The sequence below is a fragment of the Micromonospora humidisoli genome (genome assembly GCF_016900955.1).
Taxonomy (GTDB): Bacteria; Actinomycetota; Actinomycetes; order Mycobacteriales; family Micromonosporaceae; genus Micromonospora; species Micromonospora wenchangensis.
The window spans coordinates 635,254-659,726 of record NZ_JAFEUO010000003.1 but is presented as its reverse complement, the minus strand read 5'-3'; the positions used below and the strand labels follow the sequence as shown (position 1 = coordinate 659,726).

General features: G+C 72.7%; 20 protein-coding genes and 1 tRNA gene. 6 read left to right on the top strand and 15 right to left on the bottom strand.

The window, feature by feature from the left end:
• Window positions 1-89 precede the first annotated feature (89 nt).
• On the top strand, window positions 90-626 hold the full coding sequence (locus JQN84_RS13775) for a hypothetical protein (protein ID WP_204958728.1): 537 nt from the start codon (window positions 90-92) through the stop codon (window positions 624-626).
• A gap of 94 nt (window positions 627-720) precedes the next feature.
• On the opposite strand, the gene JQN84_RS13770 is transcribed toward JQN84_RS13775, so the two are convergent.
• Window positions 721-794: transfer RNA gene (locus JQN84_RS13770), tRNA-Thr, on the bottom strand.
• Window positions 795-964: 170 nt separating this feature from the next.
• On the opposite strand from JQN84_RS13770, the gene JQN84_RS13765 reads away from it, so the two are divergent.
• Window positions 965-2,686, top strand: coding sequence for a metallophosphoesterase family protein (locus JQN84_RS13765; protein WP_204958966.1), 1,722 nt, complete (start codon window positions 965-967; stop codon window positions 2,684-2,686).
• A 158-nt stretch (window positions 2,687-2,844) separates the two neighbouring features.
• On the opposite strand, the gene JQN84_RS13760 is transcribed toward JQN84_RS13765, so the two are convergent.
• Complete coding sequence (locus tag JQN84_RS13760; RefSeq protein ID WP_204958727.1) at window positions 2,845-3,324, bottom strand: MarR family winged helix-turn-helix transcriptional regulator; 480 nt, start codon at window positions 3,322-3,324, stop codon at window positions 2,845-2,847.
• 60 nt (window positions 3,325-3,384) lie between these two features.
• Between JQN84_RS13760 and JQN84_RS13755 the strand changes: the two genes are divergently transcribed.
• Window positions 3,385-3,753 (top strand): VOC family protein, encoded by a 369-nt coding sequence (locus tag JQN84_RS13755; RefSeq protein ID WP_204958726.1) that lies wholly within the window; start codon window positions 3,385-3,387, stop codon window positions 3,751-3,753.
• A 28-nt stretch (window positions 3,754-3,781) separates the two neighbouring features.
• Here the strand turns inward: JQN84_RS13755 and JQN84_RS13750 are convergent, their stop codons facing one another.
• The 6 genes from JQN84_RS13750 to tmk all read right to left on the bottom strand — a co-directional run bounded on the left by JQN84_RS13750 (window position 3,782) and on the right by tmk (window position 9,522).
• Window positions 3,782-4,642: a PSP1 domain-containing protein gene (locus JQN84_RS13750; protein WP_204958725.1), complete on the bottom strand. Its 861-nt coding sequence runs from the start codon at window positions 4,640-4,642 to the stop codon at window positions 3,782-3,784.
• Window positions 4,643-4,717: 75 nt separating this feature from the next.
• Entirely contained in the window at window positions 4,718-5,374 is a 657-nt protein-coding gene (locus JQN84_RS13745; protein ID WP_204958724.1) for a hypothetical protein, read from the bottom strand.
• Window positions 5,374-5,679 (bottom strand): hypothetical protein, encoded by a 306-nt coding sequence (locus JQN84_RS13740; RefSeq protein WP_204958723.1) that lies wholly within the window; start codon window positions 5,677-5,679, stop codon window positions 5,374-5,376. The genes JQN84_RS13745 and JQN84_RS13740 overlap by 1 nt, the downstream gene beginning before the upstream one ends.
• Before the next feature lies 1 nt (window position 5,680).
• Entirely contained in the window at window positions 5,681-6,010 is a 330-nt protein-coding gene (locus JQN84_RS13735) for a YbaB/EbfC family nucleoid-associated protein (protein WP_088643476.1), read from the bottom strand.
• A gap of 108 nt (window positions 6,011-6,118) precedes the next feature.
• Window positions 6,119-7,411, bottom strand: coding sequence for a DNA polymerase III subunit delta' (locus JQN84_RS13730; protein ID WP_204958722.1), 1,293 nt, complete (start codon window positions 7,409-7,411; stop codon window positions 6,119-6,121).
• Complete coding sequence (tmk, locus tag JQN84_RS13725) at window positions 7,411-9,522, bottom strand: dTMP kinase (protein ID WP_372445984.1); 2,112 nt, start codon at window positions 9,520-9,522, stop codon at window positions 7,411-7,413. The genes JQN84_RS13730 and tmk overlap by 1 nt, the downstream gene beginning before the upstream one ends.
• A 277-nt stretch (window positions 9,523-9,799) precedes the next feature.
• Here tmk and JQN84_RS13720 point away from each other — a divergent pair, with 277 nt between their 5' ends.
• Window positions 9,800-11,008 (top strand): amino acid deaminase/aldolase, encoded by a 1,209-nt coding sequence (locus JQN84_RS13720; protein WP_204958721.1) that lies wholly within the window; start codon window positions 9,800-9,802, stop codon window positions 11,006-11,008.
• A gap of 69 nt (window positions 11,009-11,077) precedes the next feature.
• Here JQN84_RS13720 and JQN84_RS13715 read toward each other — a convergent pair whose 3' ends face one another.
• The gene (locus JQN84_RS13715) at window positions 11,078-11,653 is read right to left on the bottom strand and encodes a TetR/AcrR family transcriptional regulator (RefSeq protein ID WP_204958720.1); all 576 of its coding nucleotides are present in this window, start codon (window positions 11,651-11,653) and stop codon (window positions 11,078-11,080) included.
• Window positions 11,654-11,878: 225 nt separating this feature from the next.
• Between JQN84_RS13715 and JQN84_RS13710 the strand changes: the two genes are divergently transcribed.
• Complete coding sequence (locus JQN84_RS13710; protein ID WP_204958719.1) at window positions 11,879-13,186, top strand: D-arabinono-1,4-lactone oxidase; 1,308 nt, start codon at window positions 11,879-11,881, stop codon at window positions 13,184-13,186.
• A gap of 56 nt (window positions 13,187-13,242) precedes the next feature.
• Complete coding sequence (locus tag JQN84_RS13705; RefSeq protein ID WP_204958718.1) at window positions 13,243-14,166, top strand: hypothetical protein; 924 nt, start codon at window positions 13,243-13,245, stop codon at window positions 14,164-14,166.
• Between the two features lie 63 nt (window positions 14,167-14,229).
• On the opposite strand, the gene JQN84_RS13700 is transcribed toward JQN84_RS13705, so the two are convergent.
• The 6 genes from JQN84_RS13700 to topA form a co-directional block, all read right to left on the bottom strand.
• Complete coding sequence (locus JQN84_RS13700) at window positions 14,230-15,261, bottom strand: NlpC/P60 family protein (protein ID WP_204958717.1); 1,032 nt, start codon at window positions 15,259-15,261, stop codon at window positions 14,230-14,232.
• A gap of 28 nt (window positions 15,262-15,289) precedes the next feature.
• A complete protein-coding gene (locus JQN84_RS13695; protein ID WP_204958716.1) occupies window positions 15,290-15,772 on the bottom strand; it encodes a poly-gamma-glutamate biosynthesis protein PgsC/CapC in 483 nt (160 codons plus the stop codon).
• On the bottom strand, window positions 15,769-17,580 hold the full coding sequence (gene pgsB / locus JQN84_RS13690) for a poly-gamma-glutamate synthase PgsB (RefSeq protein ID WP_204958715.1): 1,812 nt from the start codon (window positions 17,578-17,580) through the stop codon (window positions 15,769-15,771). Before pgsB ends, JQN84_RS13695 begins: the two co-directional genes overlap by 4 nt.
• Window position 17,581: 1 nt before the next feature.
• Window positions 17,582-19,849 carry a cache domain-containing protein gene (locus tag JQN84_RS13685; protein ID WP_204958714.1) on the bottom strand — a complete coding sequence of 756 codons (2,268 nt, stop codon included), beginning with the start codon at window positions 19,847-19,849 and terminating at the stop codon, window positions 17,582-17,584.
• Between the two features lie 144 nt (window positions 19,850-19,993).
• Window positions 19,994-21,286 carry a CapA family protein gene (locus JQN84_RS13680; RefSeq protein ID WP_307821205.1) on the bottom strand — a complete coding sequence of 431 codons (1,293 nt, stop codon included), beginning with the start codon at window positions 21,284-21,286 and terminating at the stop codon, window positions 19,994-19,996.
• Window positions 21,287-21,336: 50 nt separating this feature from the next.
• Complete coding sequence (topA, locus tag JQN84_RS13675; protein WP_204958712.1) at window positions 21,337-24,261, bottom strand: type I DNA topoisomerase; 2,925 nt, start codon at window positions 24,259-24,261, stop codon at window positions 21,337-21,339.
• Window positions 24,262-24,473 lie beyond the last annotated feature (212 nt).

Below are 24,473 nucleotides of genomic sequence, written 5' to 3'. Positions count from 1 at the left end.
CCCGTCCGGTCACAGCCTCCCCACCATGTGTGACAACGGACTCGCGGTGGTTGTCCGACCCCCTGTAGTCGGGCGCACACTCTCCCGCCATGAGCGATCATGTGGGGACAGAACCGCCGCGCTCCCAACCCCGGACGCGCACCGAGTACCGCTACCTGGCCCTGGGCACCGTCACCCTGACCGTGTGCTCCGTCCTGTACGTCGTCGACCACACCACGACGATCGACATGCGCCAGGGCACCTACCAGCTGCTGTCCAGCCTGGCCGTGGTCGGGCTGTGCGGGTGGATCGTCCGGTCAAGCGACTTGCAGCGGCAGCGGGTAGTGGAGTCCGGGGCCGTCCAGCTGGTCCGCCAGGTGGCCGACCTGGGCGTGCAGCTGGAGCAGTTGCGCAAGCTGATCCGGCAGCAGTTGCCGGCGTCCCGGGTCGCCGGGTCGTGTCCGGCGGCGGGCCGGACGTACGCGTCGGCGGCGGCGGTGGGCGACACGGTGCCGCTGCTGCCTCGGGTCGACGAGGGGACGCGCGGCCGGGGCGGAGGCCGGCTGGTGACGGACTACTGGACCGTGTACTCGGACGTGATGGAGGACCTCGCGGGGATCGAGCGGGACCCACCGCCGGACCGGTGATACACGGATCGGTACACGGTTGATCTTGACCGGGCACGCGAAAGGCCCTCTGACTCCGGCCGTTCACCGAGGTCAGAGGGCCTTTGCCCTACCGAGCCGCCTGACGGAATCGAACCGTCGACCTACGCATTACGAGTGCGTCGCTCTAGCCGACTGAGCTAAGGCGGCAACGACCGCCAAGTGTACGGCACGACCCCCGGCGGGACCGAGGGGGTTCCCCGCCGGCGGACCGGACATCAAGGGACATCCGTGTCGGGCGGGACGGCTAGGCTGCCCGGGTGAGCGACGACCCCGCCACCCCCGAGCGCCCCGCCACCTCCGGACGTCCCGCCGACCCGATCGGCCCCGTAACGGACCCGGACGCCGAGCACGCCCCCGGTGAGCGGGCCGTCCGCAGGCCACGCGGCACCGATCCGGTGGAGCTGGGTTTCACGCCCCGCAAGCCGGTCCCCTGGCTCGCGCCGTTCCTGCTGATCAGCACCGGCATCCGCACCCTGCTGGCGATGCTGTTCGGGGCGTACCTGGACAAGCGGGAGTTGCAGAACGCACTCGACGCCAGGATCGGCACGCAGGTCGGCCCGGACGGGGGTCTCTGGCTCGACTACGTGGCCGACCTGGGCGACGGCTTCGACGCCACGTACTCGGTGGCGTACCTGCTGGCCCAGCCGGAGCTGACCGTGGACGGGCACCGGCTGCCCCGGGCGCAGACCCTGGTGATGGGCGGCGACCAGGTCTACCCGTCGGCGGCCTACGAGGCGTACGAGGACCGGTGCAAGGGGCCGTACCAGGCGGCGCTGCCGGTGGCCCCGCCGCAGCGGCCGATGCTGTTCGCCGTGCCCGGCAACCATGACTGGTACGACGGGCTGACCGCGTTCCTGCGGCTGTTCGTCCGCTCCCGGGACCGCAACTTCGGCGGCTGGGGCACCGGCCAGTCCCGGTCGTACTTCGCGGTGGAACTGCCGGCCGGGTGGTGGCTGCTCGGCCTGGACGACCAGTCGGGGTCCTACCTGGACGACCCGCAGCTGTCGTACTTCGACGAGGTGGCCCGCCGGCTCGGCCCGGAGTCCCGGGTGATCCTGGCGGTGCCGGCGCCGACCTGGGTGAAGTCCGTCGACCATCCCACCGCGTACGACTCGATCGACTACTTCGTCCGGACGATCATCGCGCCCACCGGGGCGCACGTGCGGCTGCTGGTCTCCGGCGACCTGCACCACTACGCCAGGTACGCCGGCCCGGAACGGCAGTTGATCACCTGTGGCGGGGGCGGGGCGTACCTGTATCCGACGCACACCCTGCCCGAGCGGATCGAGGTGCCGCCGAAGGACACCCTGTCCCGCCGGGCCAGCCGCACCCGCGCGTACGACCTGGTGGCCCGATTCCCGGACGCGGCCCGCTCCCGGCGCTACGGCTGGGGGATCTTCCACCGGCTACCCCGGCGCAACCCGGGCTTCGGCACCCTGCTCGGCACCCTGCACACGTTGCTGATGCTCGCCATGGCCGGGGTCGCGGCCAACCGGACCGGCACCGAGCAGCGGCTGTTCAGCGTCCCGCTGGTGATCATGTTGGGGGTGACGCTGCTCGGCGCGGCCTTCTTCGCCCAGCCGCCCAGCGCCGGCGGGAAACGGCACGTCCGGCACTGGCTGCTCGGCATCGGTCACGGCCTGGCGCACGTGGGGCTCGCGGTCGCCGGCACCTGGGCCTGGCTGCACCTGCCGTTCTACCACTGGCCGTGGCCGCTGCCGGCGGTCGCCGCCGCCGTGGTCTACGGTCCGGTGATCGGGCTGGTCGCCACCCAACTCGTGGCCGGGTACCTGCTGGTCGCGGGGGCATTCGGGGTCAACGTCAACGAACTGTTCGCCGGGCAGGGCATCGAGGACTCGAAGTCGTTCCTGCGGATGCGGATCGACCCGGACGGCACGCTGACCGTCTATCCGATCGCCGTCGACCGGGTCTGCCACGACTGGCAGCTCAACCCCGACCAGTCCCCGACCGCCTCCTGGCTGACCCCCCGCACCCCGCTGACCCCCCGCCTCGCCGAACCCCCGGTAACCCTCACCTGAATTCCCGACCCCACCCGGACCACCCGGACCACCCGCCACCCGCCACCCGCCACCCGCCGCCCGCCGCCCGCCGCCCGCCGCCCGCCGCCCGGCGCCCGGCGAAGTTGACCAAGAAGTTCGCGTCACCCGCCGTGCCCACAATGACGCAAACCTCTTGATCAACCCCGGTCGTCGGCGGGGGGCGGCGGCGCAGGCGGGGAGGTCAGGGAGTGGATCATCGATTTGAGGGCGTGGAACGCGGCTGAGCGCTCGGGGCCGGTCATGCCGGAGAGCATTCTGACCTCGACGGAACGGACCGCCGCGCTCGCCCGCTCCAGGCTGCGTCGACCGCTCGGCGTGAGTCGCGTGGGCAGCGCCTTGCCGACGGGTGCCGCCGCCGGCCTGGTCACGTAGCCCTCCCGTTCCAGATTCTGGAGCAGCACGTTCATCGTCTGCCGGGTCACGAACGCGCCCCGCGCGAGTTCGGAGTTCGACATGCCCGGCCGCTGCGCCAGCAGTTCGAGGCAGGCGTAGTGCGTCACGCCCATCCCGAGTGGTCGCAGCACCTCCTCCATGGCCGCCCGGAGGGCGCTCGACGCCTCCTTCAGCAGGTAGCCCAGGGACGTCTCCAGGTCGATGCCGGCATCAACTTGACTCATGTCAGCATTCTGACATAGCTTGCTGATGTCAGGAACCTGACATGACTGAAGGAGTATCGCATGCCCGTCACCGGCCCCGACTTCATCTCGTTCCAGGCGCGCGACCTCGCCGCCTCCCAGGCGTTCTACGAGCGCTACCTCGGCCTCGTCCGCTCGCCGGCCGGGCCACCGCACGCCGTCGTCTTCGCCACCACACCGATCGCGTTCGCCCTGCGCGACGTCGTCCCCGGCACCGATCTCGCCTCCGCCGCCCGGCCCGGCATCGGTGCCGCGATCTGGCTTCACGCCACGGACGTGCAGGCCATCCACGACGCGCTCGTCACCGACGGGCACACCATCGTCTCCGCGCCGGTCGACGGGCCCTTCGGCCGGACGTTCACCTTCGCCGACCCCGACGGCTACCAGGTCACCCTGCACGACCGCGCCTGACGGGCCGTGCCCGACCGGGAAGCGTCGGTCAGCGCGCGGCCCCTCCGGGGCCAGCCGGGTCTCGGCTCTCGTAGGCGCTGCGGGAGCCACAGACGTCCGCGCGGGAGCACATGGAGCGCGAACCGTCGGCATCCAGGCGGACGGTCACCGCGTCCCTCGGGACGCTGTGGCCGACCACCCGGCCGTCCCCCTCGGGCGTGCTGACGCGGCTGCCGATCGCCGGGGCGGACTCGGTGAACCTGGCGTACAACGGGTGCTCGTACTTGAGGCAGCACATCAGCCGGCCGCAGGCGCCCGAGATCCGCAGCGGATTCAACGGGAGGTCCTGGTCCTTGGCCATCCGGATGGTCACCGGCTCGAAGTCGTTGAGGAAGGTGGCGCAGCACAGGTCCCGGCCGCAGGAACCGATGCCGCCCTGCACCCGGGCCGAATCCCGGGCGGAGAGCTGCCGCAGCTCCACCCGGCAGTGCAAGGTGGCACCCAGGTCCCGCACCAGGGAGCGGAAGTCCACCCGGTGCGGGGCGGTGAAATAGACGGTCGTCCGGTCCCCGGCGCCCTCGGTGGCAGCCAGGACATGATCCACCGCGACCACCTTCATCGGCAGGCCGTGCTCCCGGATCAGCCGCTTCGCCGCCACCTTCGCCTCGGCCTTGCGCCGCCGCAGCACCTCGTCGCGGCGCAGGTCGTCGTCGTCGGCCAGCCCGGCCAGCTTCGGGAAACCATCGGTCTCCTCGGCGACCCACTGCGCCGCCCAGACGCACTCCGCCACCTCGGGACCGTCGTCGGTGGGGACGAGCACCCGGTCACCGACCTTCGGGCTGAACTCCCCCGGGTCGAGGTAGTAGAGCCGCCCGTACCGGTTGAAGCTGACCGCGCAGAGCATGCCCATGCCATCAGCCTACGACGGATCGACGGAACCGGTCCGGGTGCGACGGGCGGGCCCCCCGCCGGGTCGGCTCGTCCATCAGCCGATCCGCACCGGGCCGCCGTGGTACGACGGCCCGCCGCTCGGCCGCCAGGTCGACTCGGCGAGGCTGGGCGACCACTGGCGCAGCAGCGTCTCCGCCCCGTCGTAGGCCACCCCGAGCACCGAGAGCACCCGGGTGGCGATCTCGGCCGCCGCAGCCGCCCCGACGGGCCCGGCACCCGCACCGGCGACCATCCGGACCCGGACCGCCTCGGTGGAGCCGAGCACCTCGGCCAGCACCCGGGCCACCGCCAGCCGGCTGCCCTCCACCCAGTCGGCCAGCGCGTCGGCGTAACCGGCGGTGGATTCCAGCCGGCCCACCAGGCTCTCCGGGCCCTCGTCCAGGTGGCGCAGCAGGGCGGTACGGGCCTCGTCGTAGGACGCCCCGGCCGGGCCCGACCAGATGCCCGGATCGGTGAGGGCGGCGCACGCGTCGTCGTACCCCCGCACGAGCCGGCGCACGGCGTGGCCGGCGGTCGCCAGCGGCGCGGGATGCAGGTCGAGGAAGGCGCGCAGGGCCTCGCCGGGCAGCAGTTGCATCCGGCGCAGCAGCGGCCAGACCGGGTGCCCCTCGGGTGCGCCGGCGGCGAGCAGCGTGTCGACCCGGGTGAGCAGGTCCAGGCCCGGTTCGGCGAGCCGGTCCAGCGGATCCATCACGCCTCCCCGGCCAGCCGGCGGCGGGCGGCCTCGTCGGTGGAGGTGTAGCGGTCGGCGGCGCTGCGGACGGCCGACGCGGCGGCGGCCAGCCGGGCGGCGGCGGCACCCGCCTCGCGGGCCCGCCCGTCGGTGGCGGTCGTCCACTGCCGGTGCAGGGCCCGGCCGACCTCGCCGGGACGGCCGGCGGCGTGCGCGCCGAACGCCGGGTGCGGCGGGTCGGTGGCGGTGACCGTGCGGGACAGCGCGGCGAGGGTGGCGCTGGCCTCGTCGAGGCGGTCGGCGAGGGTACGCAGGGGATCCATCTCACGCCCCCGCGAGCGGACGGTAGGCGGTGAACGTCTCGTTGTGCAGCTTCTCCCGGGCCCACTGGGCGGCGTCGGCGGCGGCCGTGACGGCGGCCTGCACCGAGCCGGCCACGTCCCGCGGGTGGCGGTTGTGCAGCGGCCCGAGGAAGCGCACGTCGGTGATCCGCCCACCGGCGGTCACCACCACCTCGACCAGCCCGTCGGGCGAGCGGACGGTCACCTCGACGGTCTCCACCGCCCGGTCGAACTCGGCCTGGAGGGACTCGATCCGGCGGTACCGCCGCACCGCCTCCTCGATCCACGCCTCGTCGATCTCGCCGCGCGGCATCCGATCTCCCCCCAGGTCGACCTCACCCTGCGTGCCACCACGATCACCGCGGCCCACCGGGACCGTACCGCACCCCGTCAACACGTGTCGATGGGCGGCAACCGGGGGTCAGCCGCGCCAGAGGGAGAGCATCATCGCCTCCACGGCGATGCGGGGTTTGACGTTCGCCTCGATCGCGGCCCGGCACTCCAGGACCGCCTCCAGCCGGCGCAGCGCACCCTCCGGGGCCCACTTCTGCCCGCCCGCCTCGGCCAGCGTGGCGGTGTCGGTGTGTACCGGGGCGACCGGCGCGCGCAGCGCCGAGGTGAGCGCGTCCCGGTAGAAACCGGCCAGGTCCACCAGGGCCCGGTCCAGGGCGTCCCGCTGGGCCCGGGTGGCCCGCGACTTCTGCCGCTTCTCCAGGTCCTTCAGCTGGCCGGCGGAGCCCCGCGTCGCGCCCGCCGCGCCCCGGCCGGTGCCGCCCGCGCCCAGCGCGGTCTGCAACGCGGCCCGCTCGGCCACGTCGGACTCCGCGACCGAGGCCGCCGCCTCCGCCTCGGCCGCCTCGATCAGCGCCGACGCCGCGTCCAGCGCGGTGCCCACCCCGGTCAGCCGGCGCGGCACCGCCAGCACCGCGTCCCGGCGCTGACGCGCCTCAGGATCGCGGGCCAGCCGGCGGGCCCGGCCCACGTGCCCCTGCGCGGCGGCGGCCGCCCACTGCGCCACGTCGGGCGCGATGCCGTCCCGCCGGACCAGCACGTCGGCGACCGCCGCCGCCGAGGGCTGCCGCAGCGGTACGACCCGACACCGCGACCGGATCGTCACCGACACGTCCTCCGGGTGGGTGGACGGGGCGCAGAGCAGGAAGACCGTCCGCGGTGGCGGCTCCTCGACCGCCTTGAGCAGCGCGTTGCCGGCGGCCTCGGTGAGCCGGTCGGCGTCCTCGATGATCACCACCTGCCAGCGCCCGCCGGACGGGGTGCTCGCCGCCCGCAGCACCAGGGCGCGCATCTCGCCGACGCCGATGGAGAGCCCCTCGGGGGCCACCAGCCGGACGTCGGCGTGGGTGCCGGTGAGCGTGGTGTGGCAGCCGGGGCAGGTGCCGCAGCCGGTGCCGTGCACGCACTGGAGCGCGGCGGCGAAGGCGCGGGCGGCCACCGAACGGCCGGAACCGGGCGGACCGGTGAAGATCCAGGCGTGGGTCATCCCGGCCCCCGGGTCGACGGCCGGGGCGGTCGACCCGGCGGCGGCATCCTCGTCGGCCTCGGCCAGGGCGGCCAGGTCGTCGTCCGGATCGTCGACGGTGCCGGCGGGTGCCGGAAGGTGGGCGGCGCGCAGCACGGCGGCGGCCGACGCGGCGGCCCGGCGCAGGGTGCCGACCGCGTCGTCCTGGCCGACCAGTTCGGCGAAGACGTCCGGCATCAGGTCCGGTGCTCCATCCCCACCAGCTCCGTGTCGGATAACTCGGGCTGGACCGAGGTGTCGGGCCCGTGTGCCGGGCGCGGGTGCACGATGCCGGCCGGGTCCACCAGGAACTCCTGCACCCGGCGGCCGACCTGGCCGGCGATCTCGTCGACCGGGCGGGCCGCGTCGAGCACCAGGTAACGCTTGGGGTCGTTGGCCGCGAGGTCGAGGAAGGCGTAGCGGACCCGCTCGTGGAAGGCCACGGACTCGGCCTCCAGCCGGTCGGCCCCCTGGTTGCGGGCGGCGGCCCGGGACAGGCCGGTCCGCGGGTCGACGTCGAGCAGCACCACCAGGTCGGGCTTGAGCCCGCCGGTGGCCCAGGAGGAGAGCCAGGAGACCTCGTCGACCGGCAGCGTACGACCGGCGCCCTGGTAGGCCAGGGACGAGTCGACGTACCTGTCGCTGATCACGACCGCGCCCCGGATCAGCGCCGGGCGGACCACGGTGGCGACGTGGTGGGCCCGGTCGGCGGCGTACAGCAGCGCCTCGGCGCGTGGGGAGGGGGCGTCCGCGCCGGAATCCTCAAGCACCAGGGCCCGGATCCGCTCGCCCACCGCTGTGGCACCCGGTTCCCGGGTCACCACCACGTCCCGGCCCTGCTCGCGCAGGCGGGTGGCGAGCTGCTCCAACTGGGTGGACTTGCCGGCCCCCTCGCCGCCCTCGAAGACCACGAAGAGACCGTTGGAGACGAACGGCTCGGCCGGCATCAGCGGCCGGCCGCGCATCGAGCCCCAGAGGTCGGCCAGGACCGGCACGCCCTTCTTGTCGTCCATCTGCCCGAACGCGCTGATCCCGGCGAAGATGCCGGCCAGGCCGGCGGCGAGCAGCAGCAGCCGGGTGGAGGAGACCGAGATGCCGAGGTCGGCGATGGTGAGCTGGCGTGAACCGCCGACCCCGACCAGCAGACTGCTCAGCGCGATCGCCAGGATCAGCACCAGCCGGGTGCCGATCTGCACGACGGCGAAGACCCGGCCGCGTACCTCGTCGGCGACCTCGCCGCCGAGCAGCGTGGTGCCGGCGAGGAAGGCCATGCCGGCACCCGCGCCGACCATGATCGCGCCGAGGATGGCCATCGACAGGTGGATGGCGAACGCCAGCACCAGCACGGAGGCGCTGGCCAGCACGATGCTCATGCCGAACCAGCGGCGGCGGGACATGTCCCGCACGATCATCGGGCCGAGCCCGATGCCGACCGCCAGCCCGATGAAGATCGCGCCGAACAGCATGTAGAACGCGGCGTCGCCGGCACCGAGCGAGGCGGCGAAGAACTTGGCGGTGCCGATCACGATGCCGCCACCGGCGAACGCGCCGAAGATGCCCAGCACCAGGCCCCGGACCAGCGGGGTCTGGCCGATGAACTTCCAGCCCTCGGTGAACTGGCTGAACATGCCCTGCTCGGCGCGTTCGCCCCGTTCCCGGGCCTGGGCCTGGCTGATCTCCTTGATGCCGAAGGCCACCACCAGCGCGGTGGCCAGCCGGGAGAGGGCGTTGAACCAGAGGGCGAGCTGGGCGGGCTCGGCCCAGCTCGGCATCTCGCCGCCGGTGACCCCGCGCACGCTGCGGTCCAGCACCGCCAGGGCGATCGCGGCGGCGACCGGGGTCAGGCCGTACGTGGTGATCAGGGTGAGCTGGTTGGCCGTCTCCAGCCGGGCGCGCGGGATGAGGTTGGGGACCGCGGCCTCCTTGGCCGGGATCCAGAGCAGGGTGATCGACTCGATCAGGAAGGTGGCGACCGCAGCCCAGGTGACCACCACGCCGCCCCGGACGCCCAGCAGCGCGACCAGCGGGATCGAGGCGAACAGCAGGAACCGCAGCAGGTCGCAGATGACCATCGTCCAGCGCCTGTCGAACCGGTCGGCGAGCACGCCGGCCACCGGCCCGAGCACCAGCGCCGGGAGCAGCCGGATCGCGATCACGCCACCGAACACCGCCCCCTGGGCGGTGCTGCCGGAGACCTGCGCGGCGGCGAAGACGGAGGTGGCGAGCAGGCCGAGCCAGTCACCGAAGGAGGCTGCGCCGAGCACGATCCAGAGCCGCCGGAACGGCCGGATGCGTAGTACCGACCGGATCGCCGCAGCTCCGGACCGGTCTGTCTGGGCGGCGGCTCCGGCGGGCCCGGGCGACGACGCGCCGGACGACTCGCCGTTCTGCTGGCTTTCGATGGCCGTACCTCCACGCGCCGGCCCAACACTGGGCAGTCCCGGTGCAACACTCTAGACCCGGTGGGAGCCTCCCCACCGGCGACATTCTCCTGCTCGCCGAGCCTAGGCCGCGGATGCCACCGACCGCAGCCCGGCAGGACGTGAGGGTATTTCGCATTGCCGTCCGGACAGTTAGCGTGCATTCGTGGCCATCGACAGCGACACCCTGCGCGAACGCCTCGACAAGGCGACCGCCCACCTCGACCCGCCCTACGCCGTGGTGGACCTCACCGCCTTCGACGCCAACGCCACCGCGCTGGCCGCCCGCAGCAGCGGCAAGCCGGTCCGCGCCGCCAGCAAGTCGATCCGGTCCCGCGACCTGCTCGACCGGGCGCTCGGGCAGGCCGGCTGGGCCGGCGTGATGGCGTTCACCCTGGCCGAGGCGAACTGGCTGGTCCGCTCCGGCGCGACCGACGACGCGCTGGTGGCGTACCCCACCGCCGACCGGGGCGCGCTCGCCGCCCTGGCCGGTGATCCGCAGCTCGCCGCAGCGGTCACCCTCATGATCGACAGCACCGAGCAGCTCGACCTGATCGACTCGGTGTGCGCCCCGGGTCGCCGGCCCGAGATCCGGGTCTGCCTCGACCTCGACGCCTCCTGGCGACCCCTGCGCGGGCGGGTGCACGTCGGGGTCCGCCGCTCGCCGGTGCACAGCGCCCGGGCGGCCGGCGCGCTCGCCGCCGCCGTCGCCCGCCGGGCCGGCTTCCGGCTGGTCGGCCTGATGTCGTACGAGGCACAGATCGCCGGGCTCGGGGACGCTCCACCCGGACAGGCCGCGCTCAGCGCCGCGATCCGGATCGCCCAGCGCGGGTCGTACCGGGAACTGCTGGCCCGCCGGGGTGCGGCGGTCGCCGCCGTCCGCGAACACGCCGACCTGGAGTTCGTCAACGGCGGCGGCACCGGCAGCGTGGCCGCCACCAGCGCCGACCCCTCGGTCACCGAGGTCACCGCCGGCTCGGGGCTGTACGGCCCGACGCTGTTCGACGCCTACCGCGCCTGGCGGCCGACCCCGGCGGCGTTCTTCGCCTGCTCGGTGGTCCGCCGACCGACACCGGAGATCGCCACCGTGCTCGGCGGCGGTTGGATCGCCTCCGGACCGGCGGCGACGAGCCGGCTGCCGCGGCCGTGGCTGCCGGCCGGGCTGGAACTCGTCGGCACCGAGGGCGCGGGCGAGGTGCAGACCCCGCTCACCGGTGCCGCCGCAGCCGCCCTGCGGATCGGCGACCGGGTGTGGTTCCGGCACGCCAAGGCCGGCGAACTCTGCGAGCGGGTCAACGACCTGCACCTGGTCGACGGGGACAGCGTGGTCGCCACGGTGCCCACCTACCGGGGCGAGGGCCACGCGTTCCTCTGATTCACCCGGCGACAGGCGCGGGCGCTCCGGGGCGGGCCTGCCGGCCGGCTCCGGGGCGGGCCGGCCGGGTCAGGGTTGGGCGGCGGGTTCGGTCGGGGCCTCGACGTGGCGGTGCAGGTACTCCCTGATCAGCGCCTTGGCCTCGGCGAGGACCCGTTCGTCGCCCTCCTGCTTGCGGCGGAACGCCAGCTTGATCAGGGCGTCGGCGGCCTCGACGGCGATCTCCAGGCAGAACCGCAGGCGCGGCTCGTCGGCCATGCCGAACCGCTCGGTGAGCACCCGGGCCAACTGGTCGGCGATCACCCCGTTGTTGTCCCGCTGCTCGTCGAGCAGGTGCAGGTCGACGACGTCGCCGAAGTGCAGGGTCCGGAAGCCCGGGACCGTCCGGTGCATCGAGATGTACTCGTCGATGCCCGCGTCGACGCCGTCCCACCAGTGGCTCAGGTCGTCGGAGGCGAAGCGTTCGTCGAGCCGCTGGAGGTAGGACTCCATCGTGCGCAGCGTCAGCGCCTGCACTATCGCCCGCTTGTCCGGGAAGAACTGGTAGACCGACCCGATCGCCACCTCGGCCCGCTCGGCGAGCAACGTGGTGGTCAACCCCTCGTACCCCACCTCGTCGACGAGCTCGGCACAGGCGTCCAACATCCGTTGGACGCGCGCGACACTTCGACCCTGCACCGGAACGCGGCGCAGCGGCCCGGTCGTGGCGGCTGGTGTGGACACTCGACGCCACCCCCCTTCGACGGAAGAACATATCCACATGTCACGAGGCCGTGACTACCGGTACAACGAGCGGACCTCGATTGCGGTATTTACCAGGCACAACGTTCCTGATATGAAGTCAGTTCACGTTCATGTCGAGGAGCGCCGATGGCCGGTACCACCACCGCTTGGTCCAACTGGGCGGGCAACCAACGCAGCGTCGCCACCGCCATCCTGCGCCCTACCACCGTCGAGGACACAGCCGAGGCGGTCCTGGACGCGGCAGGCGCGGGTCAGCGGATCAGGGTGGTCGGCAGCGGCCACTCGTTCACCCCGATCGCCCTGGCGGACGGCCGGCGGATGGAATTGTCAGCCCTCGACACCGGTGTCCGGGTCGACCGGGACGCCCGGCTGGTCACCGTGCCCGCCGGGACGACCCTACGGGCGCTCAACGCGCTGCTCGCCGGGCACGGCCTGGCCATGCCCAACCTGGGCGACATCGACGCGCAGACCATCGCCGGAGCGATCTCCACCGGCACCCACGGCACCGGTGCCGCCTACGGCTGCCTGTCCACCTTCGTCGAGGCGCTCACCCTGGTAACCGGCACCGGCGAGGTGCTGCACTGCTCAGCCGAGGAACACCCGGACATCTTCGCCGCCGCCCGGGTCGGCCTGGGGGCGCTCGGCGTGCTCGTCGAGGTCACCCTGCGCTGCGTCGACGCGTTCACGCTGCGCGCACACGAACGCCCCGCCCCGCTCGACGAGGTGCTGGGCGACCTGTCCGGCCTCATCGGCCGGCACGACCACGTCGAGTTCTACTGGTTCCCGTACACCGACCGGGTGCAGCTCAAGACCAACGACCGGGTGCCCGCCGACGACCGGCCGCTGCCCCGCTGGCGCGGCTGGCTGGACGACGAACTCCTCGCCAACACCGTCTTCGCCGGGGCCTGCCGGCTGGGTCGGGCCGTACCGACGCTGGTGCCCACGATCAGCGCGGTCTCCGCCCGCGCGCTCACCGAACGCACCTACACCGGCCGCTCCGACACCGTCTTCTGCACCCCGCGCCGGGTCCGCTTCGTGGAGATGGAGTACGGCATCCCACGCGCCGCCCTCCCGCAGGCGCTGGCGGAACTGCGCCGCCTCGTCGACCGGCTGCCGTTCAAGGTGCTCTTCCCGGTCGAGGTGCGGTTCACCGCCGCCGACGACATCTGGCTGTCCCACGGCTACGGGCGCGACTCCGCCTACCTCGCCGTCCACCAGTACGTCGGCATGCCCTACGAGCCGTACTTCCGGGCCTTCGAGGAGGTGGCTGCCGGGCTGGGCGGCCGACCCCACTGGGGCAAGCTGCACTACCGGGACGCGGCCTCGCTGGCGACCGCGTACCCGAAGTTCGCCGACTTCCAGGACCTGCGGGCCCGCCTCGACCCCGGCCGGGTCCTCACCAACCCCCACCTCGACCACATCCTCGGCCCCTGACCCACCCGCCGCCGGGGTGACGACGACGGTGGGAACGGCGCGGTAGCCTGCCTGCGATGGCCCGAACCTCCACCCACCGCAACGGTCTCCTGGCGTGCTGTGCGGCCCTGTCGCTGTGGCTCGTCGCGTGCGGCGAGCCACCCGACGGGCCCACCGCCGCCCCGCCCGCCCCGGTGACCCCGGACACGGTGCTGACCGACTTCGTCAGCCGACTCAAGCCGACCGATCCCTACCGCGACCCGGATCCGACGGAACGGCAGACGGCCCGTCGGGCGGTCACCCTGTTGGTGACCGGGGACCACTCGGGGCTGCCGGAGGCGAGCGGGCTGCTGGCCGGGTTGGGCTTCGCCGCGAGCAGGGGCCGGGACCCGCAGACCGGGCGCGACTACGCGCTGTTCGTCACCGAGGCCGGCGCGGAACGGCCCTGGGGCCTGATCCTGGTGGACCTCTCCCAGCCGGTACGACTCGCCGTCGAGGTGCCCCACCCCAACTCGGACCTGCACACGGAGGACATCGGGCTACGGCTGTTCCGGGCGACGCCGGGCAGCATCATGCTGGTCGCCGGCGCACACCGCCGGGCCGGCGACGGGCGGGCGGACGCGGCGCACAACTCCCAGGGCCTGTTCCAGCTGGCCAGCGACCGGTTCGCCCGCAACCGGATCAACCAGATCCAACTGCACGGTTTCGCCGAGCAGAGCCTCCCCGGCGCGGAGATGGTGGTCTCCGACGGGCAGAAGCGCTCCACCCCCGCCCTGCGCCGCACGGCCGACGCGCTGGACGCCGCCGGCTTCGTCGCCTGCCGGGCCTGGACCAGCAGGTGCGGTGAGCTGGAGGGCACCACCAACACCCAGGCCGAGGCGGCCCGCAGGCAGGACGCGGTCTTCGTCCATCTGGAGGTCACCTGGACGGTGCGCCGGGTCGAGGACCGCCGGGCGGAACTGGTGGCGGCACTGGTGGCCGCCGACCTTCCCGGTCGCTGACACCGGCCGGCAAGCGGTCCCGACGTCCGACCACGCACCCGCGCGTCGCCGCCCCGGCCGGTGTCAGACCCGGCGCGCGGACAGGAACCGGCCCGACCAGTAGCCCGGCCCGTCCAGCAGCGACTCGCCGCCGAAGTCACCGAACGTCGGACCGTTCGCCTTGACCCGGCTGGAGAAGAACCGGTGGTGGCCGGCATCGTCGACGCCGAGATAGATGCCGGAGTGTTCGATGCTCGGGCCGGCGTTCGCACCGTGGTTGAAGAAGACCAGGTCGCCCTCCTGGAGCACGCCGTAGTCCCGGGCCGCCCGGCCGGTGTTCGGGATCAGCAACGCGCCCGGGCCGAAGCCGGCCATCGCGTACGCCCGGCGGGGCAGTCCGGCGCCCTTGGTGTTGGTGCCCCGCAACGGGTACTTCATCCGGTAGCCGTAGACCATCCGGATGAAACCCGAGCAGTCCAGGCTGCGGAAGTGGTCCTTGGCCGGCCGCTCGTGCTTGCCGTCCGGGAAGTCCCACTCCACGCCGAGGTAGTCGTAGAAGTCGGAGTTCTCGGCGCGACCGTCCGGGTCGGCTGCCGAGAGCGGGCCGAAGGAGGCGTCGCCGGCGAACTGGCGGCCCTCGGCATCCTTGCGGGCGGGCGCGTCGTCCAGGTAGTCCATCGCGATGGCGAGGGCGTCCGGGCTGTCGTCCCCGACCGCCTTGTCCAGCCAGGGCCGGAACCAGGCCGCCTTCTCCTCACCGGCCTTCCACGGGGTCGGGGCGAGCCGGATCCAGGCGTCGGTGGTCACCGACGACGTGGTGAAGCGGGGCTCGGTGAAGGTCCGTTCCGGGCCGGAGACGCGTACCGTGCGGGCCTTGTCGGTGAACACCGCCAGCACCCGCCCGGCCGCGTCGCGGACCTGGGTCCGTGACGGTTTGCCCAGCCGGGCGAAGGTCAGCTCGGCGGACCCGACCGACGCCGCGCCCGGGGCGGCCACGCCGCCCGGCGGGGCGGTCGACGCGGACCGGTCGGGGCGGAGCGCCACGACGACGATCACACCCGCGGCGATCAGGACGACGGCCAGCGTCGCCCAGATCCCGTTCCTGCTCTGTGACACGGGGGATGCCTGCTTCCGTAGTCTCGGCTCAACTCACCGGCACCAGGCCGGCCAGGATGCCACTGAAGATGATCAGGTACGAACCCACGGAGACCGCCCCGGTGGCCAGGATCGTCGCCAGCGGTGGTTGACGGACCAACTGGTAGGCGATCAGGCCGGGCGCCACGAAGCCGAGGGTCTGGTGCGAGAACAGCAGTGGGAAGTCCTGCTGGATGATCAGGAAGAGGGTGGTCTGGAGCAGCACGCTGAGCAGCACGATCGCCGCGAACAGCCGCTTGCCGTAGAGGATGACCACCCGCTGCATGAGCCGGGTGAGCCCCCAGGTCACCCCGGTCATCGCGACGATCACCAACACCTGGCGGTACTCCTCGACCAGGGCCAGTGCCAACCAACCCGGCGTGATCATGCCGCCGGGGGAGAGATTGGTGGTGAGGTAGCAGGCCAGCGCGAGCACCAGCCCGACGCCCAGGCAGAGCGTGGACAGCTCGGGCGTCAGCTCTCCGTTGATCATGAGGAACTCCGGTAGACGGACGGCCGCCGATGCGACGACTGCGGATCGGGATCGGGGTGCGTCGGCGCGGTGCCGTCGGCCGGCGACCGGCGGATCCGGCCCCGGTGCGGATCGGGCTCCACCGGGGCCCGCTCCGGGGGCCCGCCCACCGGCCGGCCGCGCCGGGTCGGCGGCTCCTGCTCCGCCGGGCCGAACAGGTCCGGCTGGCCCGGGGACCCGGCGTGGTACCGGTCCAACTGCTCGGGAGCGAGGGCGGCGTACCGGTCCAGCTGCTCGGGGGCGAGCGCGGCGTACCGGTCCGGACGCCCGGGGGCGGGCACGCCGGGGCGCTCCGGCCCGTCGTACGGCCGGGGTCGGGGTGTCGGGGTGCCGGGCCACGCCGCCGGGGGCGCGGCGGGCACGGGCGGGTCGCCGTACGTCGTGGCCTGCCGCCGGGAGCCGCCGGAGGCCGGCCCCGGCCCTGCCGGTACGCCGTTCCGACCGACAGTTGCCCCGCCGACAGGCCGGGCAGGCGGACCAGCCGGCACAGAACGGGCAGGCGGACCCGGCGGCACGGCACGAACAGGCGGACCAGCCGGCACGGCATGAGCAGGCGGAGCCGGCGGCACGGCACGAGCAGGCGGGTCCTGGGATACCGAGCGGTCCAGACGGCCCAGCTGCGCGAGCAGGATCTCGCCCTGACCGTGGATGTTGCCGATCGCCAGCACCGAGGCGAACCCGTCGATGCTGCCGAGCACCCCGTCGAGCAGTTCCCCGGCCCCGATCCGGCCGCCCAGGTCGACCACCCGGTCCTGCCACTTCTCCTCGATCTTGACGCGGGCACTCCGGGTCGGCTCACCGATCAGGATGACCCTGTCCGGGTCGATCCGGGAGACCAGCGCACCCATCTGGCCGTTCCGCTCCACCCGGTCCGGCCGGCAGTTGATCAGCACGTGCAGCGGTCGGGGGATCGACCCCTGTTCCTGCAACTGCTTGATGTTCATGAACGTCGACTCGGGGTCGTTGGCGGCGAAGATGTTCGCGAACCGCAGCGACGTGTCGCCCCGGCGGTACTCCTCGACGCTGAGCACCCCCGGATCGGGGGGCGCCGTCCACATTCCGGTCAGGGCGGCCTGCCGGGACACCCCGAGCAGTTCGGCCACCTTGAGGGCGATGGCCACGTTCTCCTTGAACGTGGTCCAGGTGAAGCCCGCCATCTCGTCGTCGGTGACCGACTCCGGGTCGACCGGGATCAGCTTGCAGGACCGCTTGTCCGCCTCCGCCTGCAGGATGTGCAGCCGGTCGGACTCGGCGGTGACGCAGATCCCGCCCACCGGCATGGACCGGCTCAGCGAACGGGCCACGTCGTCCAGGGTCGGCCCCATCTCGGCGAGATGGTCCTCCCGGACGTTGCAGAGGATGCCGATGGTCGACTGGATCAGCTTGGTCTGGTTCAGCTCCTGTAGCGGTGGCATGACCGCCATGCACTCGATCACCAGCGCGTCCGGGTAGTAGGCGGCGGCCCGGCGGACGATGCCGATCTGCTCCACCACGTTGGCGATACCGAACTTGCGGTAGACCGGTTCCTCGCTGGCGTCCGGGAAGATGAACCGGGCCGCCGTGCCGGTCGTCTTGGCCACCACGACCAACCGGCCACCGCGCAGCGCACCGGCGGTGAGCCGGGTGATCGAACTCTTGCCCCGGATGCCGTTGACGAGCACCCGCTGCGGGATGCGGTGCAGGCTGCGGTGATGGTTGCGCTGCTCGATGATGCCGCCGGCCAGCAGCCCGAGGCACGCGAGGAGGAACACCAGATAGAGGAAGAGCATCTCAGTCACCCCTGCGGGACGACCGGACACCACGGCTACCCGCCTTCCGCCGTGGCGGGATCTTCGTCATGATCGCCGTGGGCATGCCCTCGGTGCCACGTAGTCGCGCCGCACCGCCGAGCCGCTGCTCGCCGTGGACCGCCGCCTGACGACACACCTCCAGGCAGACCGCCACCGCGCCGATGTCGTCGTGCCAGCGCGGTGAGATCACCCGGCTGCTGTCCCCGCCGGCGAGGGTCGCCGCCTCCCGGGACAGGTTGCGCAACGGCCGGAGTTGGAAGAAGTAGTACCAGCTGAACAGCAGCAGACCGATGCCCGCCGCGACGACCGCCACCAGGAGCGCACCCTGACGCATCTCGTTGCCGGGCAGCGCGTAGTCGGTGACCGGGCGCTCGGCCACCACCGTCCACTCCAGGTGCGCCGCCGAACCCTCCAGCGCGACCGGCGCGGCGATCAACAACTCACGGTCACCGTCGACCTCCGCCACCCGGGCGTACGGCCTGCCGCTGAGCGCCTCCGCCGCCGCGGTCCGCACCTGCCCGCTGGAAACCTGCTCGAAGGCGAGGTAGCCGGCCGAATCCAGGATGTCCCGCTGGTCCACGTCGACCACCCGCAGTCGCCCGTCGACCCGTTCCAACAGCCGGGTCAGGTAGCGCACGTCGAACTCGGCGACCAGCGACCGCCCGTCCGCCAACTGCGTGTACGCGTAGACGATCGGCAGTCGGCCCTGCACGTCGTGCAGCACCACACCGCCCTCGCCCGGCAACGGACCACCGGGCCGCAGTGGGGCCCGGCCCACGCTGGTGATCACACTGCCGTTCGCCGACGCGAGGTAGCCGCTGCGGAACCTGCGGTTGTCGTCGAGCAGGCGGTCGAGCACCCGGCGCAGCTGGGCGGTACCGGCGGTACGGTTGTCCGCGCCGATCAGGGCGAGCTTGGTGTAGCCACCGTCCAGGGTGTCGTCGACCGCGCCGGCCACGGCCGCGACCTGGTTCTCCGAGTCCCGCACCACCTGGGCCGGGAGGTCGTCCTCGTGGGGGGCGAGGGTGGCCAGGATCCCGCCTGCGGCCAACAGCACCGCGACGACCGCCGTGACGACGACCAGACCTGCCGGGACACCGCCTGCCGGATCGTCCGGGCCGCGCTGCGCCGGGGTTGTCCGCTGCTGGGCGGCGAGCCTGCCGAACGCCGAGGCGATCCGGTTGACCTGGGCGTTCGCCGTCCTCGGCCACCCCTGCACGGGGTTGCCCGAGGCCACCGCCTTGGCGTGGACGAGGAGCAGCCGCATCGGCCGGACCAGTCCGAACTGGAGGGTGAGCAGCACCGCACCCGCCCCCACCAGCAGGGCGAGCGCGGCCAGCAGGGGCTCCCGGGTGACCGCAGCGGCGGTGACCGGGACGTACACCAGGGAGACCACCACGACACCGACCTTGCCGACGGCGTCGGCGGTGGCCACCGGGGCGACCGGCACGGTCGGGTCCCGGTCGGCCGGGCCGGCGGCCGGTACGCCGGTGCGGGTGGCGGTGGGTACGCCTGACGTCGCACCCACCGCCCCGGCGATCAGCGCGTCCAGCGCGGGATCCGCCGGCACGGGCGCCCCCTGGACGAGGGACCGTCCCCCTCCGGGGACGGCGATCAGCACGGCCTGCCTCGCCTTCGGGTCCAGCCGCAGGGTGCGGATGTGCAGGTTCAGCTCGGCGACGAGCAGCCGGCCATCGGACAGCGGCTCGACCAGGAGCAGCCGGGGGTCGTTGCCCTCGACCACCGGCACGGCGATCCGGCCGGTGGCAGCGCCGGGGGGCGGCGTCACCGGTCGACCGACTGCGGCCACAGTGGACTTTCCGCCCGCGTCGAGGATGCCGACGCCCCGCCACTTCGGCTGGTCCGTGGTGAGCGCGGCGAGTTGGGTGGCCGCCCCGGCCGGCCGCGCGTCGTAGGCGGCGGCCGTACGGGTCAACTCCTCCCGGCTACGGGCGACCGAGCTGTCGAGGCCACGGGCGACCGCACCGACGAAGTCCCGCTGCGAATCGGTCACGGCCCGGGGCACGCCGGTCTCGTTGTCGCGGCCCAGGTAGCCGAAGGCGAAGACGGCGAGCAGGGTGAGCAGCAGGGCGGCCACCAGTGCCGGCGTACCGACCCCGGTCAGCAGACGGGGCTGCGGAAGCTGCTTCTCCAGGCTGATCAGACGCCAACGGGCCAGCTCTCCCGGCCCGTCCTCGGGGTGGTGGAGTCCCGCCCGCCCCGGCGGCGGCGGTGGCGGATGGTTCATCCACGCACCCGCAGCAGACAGTCCTCACCCATGAAACCGTTCCTCCCCGTGGACCAGCCGGCGTGCGAGGCTAACAGCGCTCACCGCCCGCCGGATGGCGCGATTCGCCAACTATCGAGCGAATCGGATATTCAACCGTGTGATTTACCCGTTCGGCGTGGCCGAACTACCGGGCGGGCCAAGAACCTCAAGACCATCCGCTGCTCCGCCACGGGCCAACAGGTAGCCCCGGATGCGGGCGGCAGCAGCCCGGTAGACCTCCCGGCGGTGCGCCGGGGTCGTCGGATCCGCCAGCGCGGTGGACAGGTCCACCAACCGGATGTCCGGATTCAGATTGATCCAGGTGGGAATGGCCTCGGCCCGGGTCACCCGCCACTTCCCCTTGGCCGTCTCGGTGAAGGTGAACCGCCCCATCACCCCCTCCCGGTTGGCGGGGATCGGCTCGGCGTGCCGGGCGACCTGGTTGCCCATCCCGTAGACGACCCACTTCTGGCCGATCTTCTCCATCGGCTGCACCACGTGCGCATGGTGACCCAGGATCAGATCGATGTCCGGGGACGCGATCAACACCTTCGACCACTCCTCCTGCCTGGCGTCCGGCAGGTTCTCGTACTCGGTGCCCCAGTGCAGGCTCAGCACCACGATCTCCGCGCCCGCCGTACGCAGCTTGCGTGCCGCCGCGAGGATCCTGGGTGGCTCGATGAGGTTGGCGATCCAGTCCTTGCCCGCCGGCCGTCGCAGCCCGTTGAAGTGCAGGCTGTAGGCCAGGTGCCCGACCCGCACCCCGTTCTTGGTGTAGATCCGTGGGGTGAGCGATTCCTTCTTGGTCCGCGCGCTGCCGGTGTGTCCGATCTTCGCGGCGTCCAACGCGTCCAGGGTGCGGACGACCCCCGCCTCGCCCTGGTCGATGGTGTGGTTGGACGCCGTCGAGCAGGCATCGAAGCCGGTGCCCCGGATCGCGTCCACCACCTGCGGGGGGACGCTGAACTTCGGGAAGCCGACGAACGGCCCGTCCGGCTTGGCCAGCGGGGTCTCCAGGTGGCAGATCGCCAGGTCCGCACCCTCGACCGCCGGGCGGGCGTGCCGGAACAACGGGTTGAAGTCGAGCGCACCGGGACGCCCTGCGCGCTTGGCGTCCCGACCTGCCTGATGGGTCAGCTCGGGGTGCACCAGCACGTCGCCGGCACCCAGGATGGTGAACAGCCGGCGGCCGGAGGAGTCCTGGCGTACGGCCGGGTCGGGCGGGGTGGTCACCGGCCCGACCTCGGCGACCGGCGCACCGACGCCGACGCCCGGCGGGTCAGCCGGCGAATCGCCACGCGTCCCGCTGGTACGCCAGACGATCAGCCCCGCTCCGGCCAGCACCGTGCCGACGAGGGCGACGATGCCCGCCACCTTCAGCGGCCGGCCGCCACCCGCACTCTCCGATTTGGACACCGCGACAGAGTAGGCCATCGCGCACCGAACGTGAGGCCCATTTCAGCGGCTCACTCGCCGTCGGCAGCCACCGTGGCCTTGCGGGGAGCAGCCTTGCGGGCCGGCGTCTTCGTGGCCGCCGTGGCCTTCTTGGTCGCGGTGGCCTTCTTGGTCGCGGTGGCCTTCGCCGTGGTGGCCTTGGTCGCGGTGGCCTTGGTCGCGGTGGCCTTGGTCGCGGTGGCCTTCGCCGTGGTGGCCTTGGCCGCCGCCGTCGTCTTCCTGGCCGCCGCCGTCTTCTTGGCGGGCGCCTTCTTGGCCGGGGCCTTCTTCGCCGCCGCCTTCTTCGGGGCCGGGCCCTTCGCCCGCTTCTCGGCCAGCATCTCCGACGCCTGCTCGATGGTCAGTTCCTCCGGGGTCTGCCCGCGCCGCAGCGACGCGTTGAACTCCCCGTCGGTGACGTACGGCCCGAACCGGCCGTCTTTGATCACCAGTGGCTTCTCGGTCAGCGGGTCGACACCCATCTCGCGCAGCGGGGGCGCGGCGGCCCGACGCTGACGGGTCTTCGGGGCGGCCAGCAGCGCCAGCGCCTCGTCGAGGGTGACGGTGAACATCTTGTCTTCCGAGTCCAGCGAGCGGAACTCGTCACCACGCTTGACGTACGGGCCGTAGCGGCCGTTGTTGGCGACGACCTCCGCGCCATCCGGGGCGACCCCGATCACCCGGGGCAGGCTGAGCAGCTTCAACGCCTCGTCGAGGGTGAGCGAGTCGGGCGTCTGCGTGCGCAGCAGCGACGACTTGCGCTCGCCGCTGGCGACGTACGGGCCGAACCGGCCGGACTTGAGCAGGATCGGTTCCCCGGTGGCCGGGTCGTCGCCGAGCTTGCGTTCGCCGCCCCCGCCGAGGAACAGCTCGTGCACCTTCTCCGGGGTCAGCTCGTCGGGGGCCAGCCCCTCCGGGATCGGCGCCCGGTCGCCCTGGCCGCCGCCCTCCTCACCGTCGGCCTTCGGTGCCGGCTGCTCGCCGGGCAGGGCCCGTTGCAGGTACGGCCCGAAGCGGCCGACCCGGACGACGACCTCGCGCCCCTCGTCGTCGGTGTGCAACGGGATCGAGTTGACGCTGCGCGCGTCGATCTCGCTGAGGTTCTCGGTGACCAGCTTCTTCAACCCGCCCGCGTGGGCGATGGCCTGGTCACCGGTGCCGTTGCTGCTGCCGAAGTAGAACGCGGTGAGGAAGTCGACGGCGGCGTGGTCGCCCCCGGCGATCTCGTCCAGCTCGTTCTCCATGCTGGCGGTGAAGTCGTAGTCGATCAGGCGCGGGTAGTGCCGTTCCATCAGCCCGATCACCGCGAACGCCAGGAAGGTCGGGATCATCGCCTGGCCGCGCTTGGTGACGTAGCCCCGGTCCTGGATCGTCTGCATGATCGACGCGTATGTCGAGGGACGCCCGATGCCCAGCTCCTCCAGCGCCTTCACCAGCGACGCCTCGGTGTAGCGCGACGGCGGCTGGGTGTGGTGGCCCTGCGCGGCCAACTCGTCGGCGGTCAACGGCTGGTCCTTGACCAGGGTGGGCAGCCGGCGCTCGGCGTCCTCGGCCTCGGCGTTCTCGTCGTCGCTGGACTCGACATACGCGCGCAGGAAGCCCGGGTCGGTGATGGTCTTGCCGGTGGCGCCGAAGTCGGCCTCCTCCTGGGCGACGGAGACCGCCCGGATACGCACCGAGACACTGGAGCCGACCGCGTCGGTCATCTGCGAGGCGATGGTACGCCGCCAGATCAGCTCGTAGAGCTTGAACTCCTCGCCGGACAGCTCCTTGGCCACGTCGCCCGGGGTGCGGAAGTTGTCCCCCGCCGGGCGGATCGCCTCGTGCGCCTCCTGGGCGTTCTTGACCTTGCCGGTGTAGCGGCGCGGCTCCGGTGGCACGCTGCGCTCGCCGTACAGCTCGACGATCTGCCGGCGGGCCGCCGTGATGGCCGTCTCGGAGAGGTTCACCGAGTCGGTACGCATGTAGGTGATGTAGCCGTTCTCGTAGAGCCGCTGCGCGGTGCGCATCGTCTGCTGCGACGAGAACCGCAGCTTGCGGGCCGCCTCCTGCTGGAGGGTGGAGGTGATGAACGGCGCGTAGGGGCGACGACGGTAGGGCTTCTCCTCGACCCGGGTGACGGTGAACGGCCGCCCGTCGAGCCGGGCCGCCAGCCCACGGGCACCGCTCTCGTCGAGGTGCACCACGCCCGCGCCGGGCCGCACCCGGCCGGTGGTCGGCTCGAAGTCCTTGCCGGTGGCGGCCCGGTCGCCGTTGAGCGCGACCAGGGTGGCGTTGAAGGTGCGCGGGCCCTCGCCCGGCTTCGCCACCGCGAGGGTGGCGAGGATGTCCCAGTACTCCGCGGTGCGGAAGGCCATCCGCTGGCGTTCCCGCTCGACCACGATCCGGGTCGCCACGGACTGCACCCGGCCCGCCGAGAGCCTCGGCATGACCTTCTTCCACAGCACCGGGGATACCTCGTAGCCGTAGAGCCGGTCGAGGATGCGGCGGGCCTCCTGGGCGTCGACCAGGTCCCGGTCGATCTCCCGGGGGTTGGCCACCGCGGCCTGGATGGCCGGCTTGGTGATCTCGTGGAAGACCATCCGCTTGACCGGCACCTTGGGCTTGAGGGTCTCCACCAGGTGCCAGGCGATGGCCTCGCCCTCGCGGTCCTCGTCCGTGGCCAGGAAGATCTCGTCGACCTCCTTGGCCAGCTTCACCAGCTTGCTGATCTGCTGTTTACGGTCGGCCGAGACCACGTAGAGGGCGTGGAAGCCGTTGTCGACGTCCACCCCGAGGCGGGCCCACGGCTCGCCCTTGTACTTGGCCGGCACGTCGGCGGCGTTGCGGGGCAGGTCCCGGACGTGGCCGAAGCTGGCCTCCACGACGTACCCCGGGCCGAGGTAGCCCGAGATCGTCTTGGCCTTCGCCGGTGACTCGACGATGACCAGACGGGTGGTTCCAGCTCTGCTCGGCACGTCTCTCCCCGACCTCGCTCCTGCTCCAGGCCCGTTTCGGGCCGTGTTGCGCCCGCCGGACCACGGTTGGTCCGGATGTCCAACGTAACGCGCCGCCCAGGTTCCGGGTCCCGGGGGCGGCAAACAGCGTCCGCGCGGCGGCACCGCCGACGCCGCACGGCCTCAGTGACCGGACGGCGCCACCGTACACCGTGGGTAGGCCCCGAAGTGGG

Bases quoted from the DNA above. Each gene is read 5' to 3' on its own strand.
- JQN84_RS13710 (WP_204958719.1), top strand. From the start codon at position 11,879: ATGGCCGGTACCACCACCGCTTGGTCCAACTGGGCGGGCAACCAACGC.
- JQN84_RS13760 (WP_204958727.1), bottom strand. From the start codon at position 3,324: ATGAGTCAAGTTGATGCCGGCATCGACCTGGAGACGTCCCTGGGCTAC.
- JQN84_RS13695 (WP_204958716.1), bottom strand. From the start codon at position 15,772: ATGATCAACGGAGAGCTGACGCCCGAGCTGTCCACGCTCTGCCTGGGC.
- pgsB (WP_204958715.1), bottom strand. From the start codon at position 17,580: ATGCTCTTCCTCTATCTGGTGTTCCTCCTCGCGTGCCTCGGGCTGCTG.
- JQN84_RS13750 (WP_204958725.1), bottom strand. From the start codon at position 4,642: ATGGGCATGCTCTGCGCGGTCAGCTTCAACCGGTACGGGCGGCTCTAC.
- JQN84_RS13740 (WP_204958723.1), bottom strand. From the start codon at position 5,679: ATGGATCCCCTGCGTACCCTCGCCGACCGCCTCGACGAGGCCAGCGCC.
- JQN84_RS13775 (WP_204958728.1), top strand. From the start codon at position 90: ATGAGCGATCATGTGGGGACAGAACCGCCGCGCTCCCAACCCCGGACG.
- JQN84_RS13730 (WP_204958722.1), bottom strand. From the start codon at position 7,411: ATGCCGGACGTCTTCGCCGAACTGGTCGGCCAGGACGACGCGGTCGGC.
- JQN84_RS13705 (WP_204958718.1), top strand. From the start codon at position 13,243: ATGGCCCGAACCTCCACCCACCGCAACGGTCTCCTGGCGTGCTGTGCG.
- JQN84_RS13755 (WP_204958726.1), top strand. From the start codon at position 3,385: ATGCCCGTCACCGGCCCCGACTTCATCTCGTTCCAGGCGCGCGACCTC.
- JQN84_RS13745 (WP_204958724.1), bottom strand. From the start codon at position 5,374: ATGGATCCGCTGGACCGGCTCGCCGAACCGGGCCTGGACCTGCTCACC.
- JQN84_RS13715 (WP_204958720.1), bottom strand. From the start codon at position 11,653: ATGTTGGACGCCTGTGCCGAGCTCGTCGACGAGGTGGGGTACGAGGGG.
- JQN84_RS13685 (WP_204958714.1), bottom strand. From the start codon at position 19,849: ATGAACCATCCGCCACCGCCGCCGCCGGGGCGGGCGGGACTCCACCAC.
- JQN84_RS13735 (WP_088643476.1), bottom strand. From the start codon at position 6,010: ATGCCGCGCGGCGAGATCGACGAGGCGTGGATCGAGGAGGCGGTGCGG.